The organism is uncultured Bacteroides sp., assembly GCF_947632445.1.
Taxonomy (GTDB): Bacteria; Bacteroidota; Bacteroidia; order Bacteroidales; family Bacteroidaceae; genus Bacteroides.
The window spans coordinates 1-6234 of the sequence record NZ_CANRPM010000103.1 but is presented as its reverse complement, the minus strand read 5'-3'; the positions used below and the strand labels follow the sequence as shown (position 1 = coordinate 6234).

The following is a 6234-nucleotide window of genomic DNA, read 5'->3' as shown; positions in this document are numbered from 1 at the left end:
GGGTATAGAGTGCCATATCCTGCGTAGGCTTGTCCTGACCACAAAGGGCAACACCGGTACTTACAATGGTCTGTGCTGCCATCCCGTCCGTATTGGTGTTCTTTTTGGTCTGACCGCCACCACCCCATAAACCTTTGAGGTAGGCGATTTTGCGGATGTCAAGGTCGTTCTTGTACTCATCCAGTACCACCAAGGTATTGACCGCCTGTGATACCCGGTCGTTCATGGCAGGAACAGAGGTGACACCAAGGTTTGGCGGGTCAATTCCGTGTAAGAAGAAAGATTGCAATGAAGTGGCAAGCGTGGTCTTTCCGGTTCCTTTTTCGCCGAAAAGGTTCAGGATGGGAAAATGTCGGGTACGTCTGAATATGATGTCACGAAACAGGGTGGCAAGAAGATAACATAAGGCGATAGAGGCGTTCTCGCCGAACACCCCAATCAGTCTTGATGCGAAATCATACAGTTTTACGCCGTTGCGGTTCTCGTGAACCATCAACCGCTCAAACTGAAAGATTTCCTGGTTATGGAGATAAATCTTGGAAGTTGCCGGAATATAAAACGCCTTACCGTTTATACCGCGGACAATCCCCAAATCATCGACATTCTTGAAAGTACCATCATATAATATACCGTTACCGAAAGCGAAGAACTCTTCGGAAGCATTCCAACCCAGCTTGCGGATGCGTTCTGCCGTGTCCGTTTTGGAGTACAGGTATTCCTTGACCCGGTTGAGCTTGTCAATCTTGGCCAACCATACATAATTGCCTAATGAACCGGCTTTTTGTTGGAAGTTGCTCAATGAGCATAGTTCTGACTCTTTCAGTTCGATAACCCTGCATACATCATACATATTCCGCATCCGGAAAATCCGGGTGGCGTTGTTCTCATCCTCGATATGGAACAGCGGTTCCATGATGAAATTGGAAATCCTTGCCGGTTCTTCGTCTTTTTCGCCTATGGCGTAATAACAGTTTTCCCGGACAAACAGCCCGAACTGGCGTAGCAGTTCCGCTTCACGCTGCATTTCGTTCATCGACGAACCATGTCCCTGCTTTTTCCTCGCTTCGCCACGTGCTTGGGTGACGGCATCACGCCACAACTTGACTTTACCGTGCAACTTGCCTAGTTGTTCAATACACTGGTCAAAGACCAACTGATCCTTTACATAGCGCAAGAGGTCGGCGATTTCAGCTACGCATTTCCGTTCTTCCATCAACGAACCGGCTATGCAGAAGCGTTTTTGTGCCAGCCATACGATAAAATGCTTTTCCTTCAGGGAAGAATAATCCTCTTTGCAATGGATGTAGCTATCGGCATCGTTCTTTCCGTTTTGTTCCGCAAAGGGCAGTTCCCTGACCGTCACATGGAATCCTTTCTTTATTGCGGAAGCTCCGTTTGTCATGACCGCTTCAAATCCAGCTCCGTAAGGTTTGCCTTCGGCGGTGCCCGAGTCCGGTATGAAGCAAAGAGAGGTAGTGAACTTTTTCAGTTGGTCAAACTGGCTGTCCGTCCATGCCGTACCGAGAGCTGCTACGGTATTGTCAAAACCAACGGACTGCATCCTTAACACATCCGGTGCGCCTTCCACTATGATATAGTAGTCGGCATCCCGTTGTCGGCTTGCCCGGTCAATACCGAACAGAGTTTCACCTTTGGAATAAATGATGCTGGTGGAAGAGTTGATATATTTAGGGGCTTTCTCGTTGTTCCCTATATATCTGGCTGTATAAGCGATAATGCGTCCCCATCTGTTACGGACGGGAATCATAATGCGTTGCCGGAACATAGTATATATGTTGCCGTCCTCATTGCGCTTCAACATCCCAAGTTCAAAAAGGAATTCCTCATTGAGTCCTTTTGTCCGGCAATATTCCATGAATGTGTTTCCATCCTTGGAAGCGTAACCAATCCCTGCAATAGAACAGAATTCTTCCGACCATCTGCCATAAGAATACTCACGGGCTGCTTGGTTTTCCTCCGTCATCGCCACTCTAAGGTTTTCCACAAAGAAGCGTTGAAGATGGTCGAGGGTAATCAGGAGTGATTCCTTGTGTTTGGCTTCCGCCAATTCCTCTTCGCTACGTTCTTCATCTGAATATTCTATCGGTATGCCGTTGTTCTTGGCGATAAAGGTTACAGCTTCCATAAAGGTCAGGTTCTCCTTTTCCATGATGAAAGTGATGCCATCCCCGCCACGGTTGCAACTGAAACAGTGGAACAGGTTCTTGCCGGGAGTGACCGCAAACGAACCTGTCCGTTCCGAATGGAAAGGACAAAGCCCCATCAACGTCGATCCTTTTCGTGAAAGTCTGACGTAGGGTTTGAGTATATCCTCTATGGCAAGGTTCCTGACTTTATTGATGGTGGATTCGCTTATCATAATGTTTTGAGAAGGTTCCAACATTCAATGATTGACTGTCCGGAATATTTGGGACGGCTAAGGTTCTGGGGATTAAGAGGCTTGATGTAGCCGTTATCCCTATACTTGCGGAGTGTCTTGTGGCTTACGCCCAGTTCAGCACACGTGCGTTTGACTGAATAGACACCATCGGGGTCACATGTTGGCTTTAATTCCTTCATTTGTCATTGCTTTATTATTAGAGGAGACCCTATCTTGTTGTACTTTCAATACCCAACATTGAAAGTTTTGATATTATTGAATATGTAGCCATAATAATGTTTACCTATTCTATTTATTTCTTATTGTTACCGCTTTCTTTATGTGATGGCGGTTCAATGTAATCCTGTACGGTGCGCTGTAAAAGACGGAGGTCAGAAGTCCTGTATTCCACTTTTCCGGGTCTTTTGTAAGATACAACCTTCCCTTGCCGTTTCCATCTTTCGACATTGCGCCTTCCAAACAGCTCATACGCCTTTCTTTGGCTAATAAATTCAGGGTCGTTGCTGTCAGCCTTCATCATTCCGACAATCCTGGCTGCAAGGTCGTTTAGAAAAGCATCGTATGGGACCAGCCGGTCTAAGACTTGGAGTATTTTCATATCCATATAATTAAACCGCTCAATCAATACGCTTTACAGTGATAGTCATATTCTCCCTATTGGTTTGTGTCTTATACTGCCGATTGTAGATGGCACCCAGTTCAGAGGCTTGGGTACGGACACTTTTTAGCTTGGAAATGGGGAAGGTGATTGACTCACCGATTTTGAGGGCGGTGAGAGTGGGACGGATTTTTACCACAATTTCTGCCATAATGTTTGGATGTTTAATGTTTAATGTTTAACTTTGCATATACTAATCAAGTGTATAACGCTTGCAAAATAACATAATAATGTTTAGGTAGCCAAATAAATATTTGATATTTTTTGGTTTAATCTCTGTTTAATGATTTACGCCTATGGAAATAAACATCAAACGTGTGCATGTGGGTGCCGAAATTGAGAAACGGCGTGTCGAACTTGGTATTTCCAAATCCGAGTTGGGGCGTCGAATCGGTGTGACCCAACAGCATGTCAATCGCATATTGGATAGGGAAACCATGGAGACCAGTCGGCTTGTCAAAGTGAGTGAGGCTTTGGATTATAATTTCTTCTTGTTGTTCTGCCCCGTTCCACAACAGATTTCCGCTCATTTGGCGGCAGTTTCCTTGCAAGGGAATGCTCATAATATAATAGGTGAAGCAGAACTGGCATCACAGCTATCCAAAGAACAAGCGGAAGTCGAATCTCAAAAGGAAACCATTAAACTTTTGAGAGAGCAGATAACACACCTTGAGTCTCACTTGAATGACAAGGAGAGAATCATAAAATTTTTAGAAGAAAGGAGGTAATATCTACTATATATAATAATGTACGTGCGATGTTTGCGTTGCAAAATGTACAATGATTAGTCTTCAATATATGTCATATTCTTATATCGGATACATACCGAACACATACAAAAGTGTTGGAATCTTCTGATATTCAATATATAATAAAAGTGGCGCAAGCTGCTATTGAAGAGTAATCGCCAATTTCAAACAAAATTCAGTCTGAGTCCTCAAAACACATACCAAACGCATACAAATGTGTTGGAAACATCTGATAATCAATTTATCGAAAGAGAGGCGCAGGCTGCAATAGAGGAATAACACTCTAATATAAATATTCTTAATATCAGGCTGTAATTCACTGCTTTAGCGGTAATTACAGCCTGATTTGCGCTTGGGCGGTTCGTAGAATGAATTAAATTAATCAAATACGTTGTGCTTCTATTTTGAGACAGGGCGCACGGAGTACCCGTCGTTGTGGCGGTGTCAGTTCACGTAGTGGCTGCTACTGTAGAAGTAGAGGTTGTACGCGTCCCGAGCATTGCTCTCGTAAGGTGTGGAACCCCAATAGTGTCCGTAGTCTCCGCGAGGCTGAGCGACGGCCCGTTGCGCCAAGCAGCAGCGGGAAGAAAGTAAACTTTCCGTTGGGACCGGTGACCTTGTAGCCACTATGGCCTCCTTGATTCGTCCAAGTTCAACAACATTTTGAATATAATTTCTCACATTCTGCTTTTGATGGCAAGCGCCAACTGTCGCTCCAGTTAGAACGGGTAGCATCATATTGGGATTGCCGGAATGTCACCAAGTTTTTCTTGTATGTCTGCTGTTTGATTCCGTATATGTAGTCTTTGTCGCTGTCTCACCTCAGGCAAAATAATCGCCATAGTCGGAAGGAGAGGAAGCACCGACATTACAGATTGCTCATTTCAAGCCGCTCGGCAAGCCTAAATCCACATACTCGTGACCGTTAATTGTGCCTGACGAAGTACCTGTCCTACTCGGTATATTGACATTGCACTGCGATACCTGCAAACTCCCGGCAAGCTGTGTTGTCTCACCTTCTGCTATATCTACCGACGTGTTGAAAGGTGCATACCCTTCCTTACTGATCGTTATGCTGTGCTTGCCGACGAGGACATCGCCAATGACGGAAGGAGTCGTGCCGACGGTCTTGCCGTCTATCGATATGGATGAGCCGATGGGCTTGTAGCCAATGTTCAGCGCACTGTATATTGGGTGAAGGCAGAAACGAAGACTGTCTTGTTGTCACGCTGTGCCAACTCCACGGTTTCGGAATAAAACCTGTAGCTGCTCTTCTCCACATCTACCCTGTATATGCCCGGAGTTAATGGCCCTTGCTAGTTGCCCGTCCCTTTTGTCTGTCCATTTATCTATACGTGGTACCGCTTGTTGTAGGACGAATGGAGAGAGTACCCATGACCGATTCAAGTGCGATGTTCATGGTGGTCGTCTCGCCATGACCAACGGTTGCCGTACCCTCTTTGGGGGCATATCCTTCTACCTTGACAATATAATGATGCGTTCCGTTTCAAGTAAGCCATCACCTGTCCGTCGTCCACCGACTGCAACTATCCGTTTACCTCCACCGGTAGCCTCGTCTTGGGAGCAATGTCGAGAATCAGGTAGTTCGCACTGGGATCGGTAGTGACGTTACTACTCGCTATGTCAGGGTATATAGACAACCTAAGTTGGTATTCACGGCAGACTCACAAAGTCTGCATATAGGGATTTACGACTAGAACAGCGAATAATCAGTTTCTTTGACGAAGGGGTCATATACACGTAATACTCACTGATGCGGAACTCTAGCTTGCCGACGATGTTGCCGTCAAACTCACAGTCTGGAACAGGCAGTGACACCTTTATCAGTGCACAGACATCACCGTTGCCGTCCTTTACGGCAGTAGAGCGTGCTGTCACGTCGGTCAACAGTTTTTCGAAAGAAACGACTTTCAGTCCCTGTGCGTTAGCAACGTTCGTGGTTGCCCACGCAATAATTATAAAAAATATATCTGAAGTGATCCCAAAAGTTTTGTGTCTAACTTTTGGGGTTACTTCACTTGCAGAAAGTTTGTACAACCCTGTCATGCGTCAACGTCCGCTGTCGGCAATCATCTTTCGGATCTTGTTGTTCAAGTCATCGGCGGCCATAAGCTGTTCTAACGTGAGATGCATGCGGTAACGCCAGTAATGGCGCGGGTTGGCTGGCACGTTGATGCGTTCTTCGGCTACGTTTGGGTTGCGCAGTTTCCCGTCAACAGACATCCAATCTTGGAAGGAGAGGATGCTGAGCATAGAATTGCTTGTTAAATGGGCGCGTACCACTTGTTCGCATAACTCGGGTATAGCCACGGCCGGGGCAGTACCATAATGCCTTAGGACGTGGTTGTAGTAGCGCTGCGTCTGCTGGGCGTCTTCCTCCCACCAGCCGCGCAGGGTGGACATGT

The 6234-nt window shown here is 46.0% G+C and carries 8 protein-coding genes and 1 pseudogene; 1 reads left to right on the top strand and 8 read right to left on the bottom strand.

Annotated elements, in window-relative coordinates; all coding sequences use genetic code 11:
* From dnaG to Q0Z70_RS12760, 4 genes are all read right to left on the bottom strand, one after another.
* On the bottom strand, positions 1 to 2380 hold a 2380-nt coding region (gene dnaG / locus Q0Z70_RS12775), incomplete at its 3' end, for a DNA primase (RefSeq protein ID WP_298075108.1).
* Positions 2377 to 2580: a hypothetical protein gene (locus Q0Z70_RS12770; RefSeq protein ID WP_008668808.1), complete on the bottom strand. Its 204-nt coding sequence runs from the start codon at positions 2578 to 2580 to the stop codon at positions 2377 to 2379. The genes Q0Z70_RS12770 and dnaG, both read right to left, overlap by 4 nt.
* Before the next feature lie 113 nt (positions 2581 to 2693).
* On the bottom strand, positions 2694 to 2999 hold the full coding sequence (locus tag Q0Z70_RS12765) for a hypothetical protein (RefSeq protein ID WP_298075104.1): 306 nt from the start codon (positions 2997 to 2999) through the stop codon (positions 2694 to 2696).
* A 19-nt stretch (positions 3000 to 3018) separates the two neighbouring features.
* Complete coding sequence (locus Q0Z70_RS12760; RefSeq protein ID WP_298075102.1) at positions 3019 to 3210, bottom strand: hypothetical protein; 192 nt, start codon at positions 3208 to 3210, stop codon at positions 3019 to 3021.
* A gap of 145 nt (positions 3211 to 3355) precedes the next feature.
* Here Q0Z70_RS12760 and Q0Z70_RS12755 point away from each other — a divergent pair, with 145 nt between their 5' ends.
* Complete coding sequence (locus Q0Z70_RS12755) at positions 3356 to 3787, top strand: helix-turn-helix transcriptional regulator (RefSeq protein ID WP_008668803.1); 432 nt, start codon at positions 3356 to 3358, stop codon at positions 3785 to 3787.
* A 900-nt stretch (positions 3788 to 4687) separates the two neighbouring features.
* Here the strand turns inward: Q0Z70_RS12755 and Q0Z70_RS13595 are convergent.
* From Q0Z70_RS13595 to Q0Z70_RS12745, 4 genes and pseudogenes are all read right to left on the bottom strand, one after another.
* Positions 4688 to 4981 (bottom strand): PEGA domain-containing protein, encoded by a 294-nt coding sequence (locus tag Q0Z70_RS13595; protein WP_366807328.1) that lies wholly within the window; start codon positions 4979 to 4981, stop codon positions 4688 to 4690.
* A 172-nt stretch (positions 4982 to 5153) separates the two neighbouring features.
* Positions 5154 to 5303: pseudogene (locus Q0Z70_RS13590) on the bottom strand (hypothetical protein); the annotation flags it as partial.
* 179 nt (positions 5304 to 5482) lie between these two features.
* Positions 5483 to 5716 carry a hypothetical protein gene (locus Q0Z70_RS12750; protein ID WP_298075099.1) on the bottom strand — a complete coding sequence of 78 codons (234 nt, stop codon included), beginning with the start codon at positions 5714 to 5716 and terminating at the stop codon, positions 5483 to 5485.
* A gap of 162 nt (positions 5717 to 5878) precedes the next feature.
* Positions 5879 to 6234: 4-alpha-glucanotransferase (locus Q0Z70_RS12745; RefSeq protein ID WP_298075097.1), on the bottom strand; the 356-nt coding region annotated here is incomplete at its 5' end.

Excerpts from the sequence above, each read along its gene's own strand:
- Q0Z70_RS12760 (WP_298075102.1), bottom strand. The coding sequence starts at position 3,210 with ATGGCAGAAATTGTGGTAAAAATCCGTCCCACTCTCACCGCCCTCAAA.
- Q0Z70_RS12755 (WP_008668803.1), top strand. The coding sequence starts at position 3,356 with ATGGAAATAAACATCAAACGTGTGCATGTGGGTGCCGAAATTGAGAAA.
- Q0Z70_RS12765 (WP_298075104.1), bottom strand. The coding sequence starts at position 2,999 with ATGAAAATACTCCAAGTCTTAGACCGGCTGGTCCCATACGATGCTTTT.
- Q0Z70_RS12770 (WP_008668808.1), bottom strand. The coding sequence starts at position 2,580 with ATGAAGGAATTAAAGCCAACATGTGACCCCGATGGTGTCTATTCAGTC.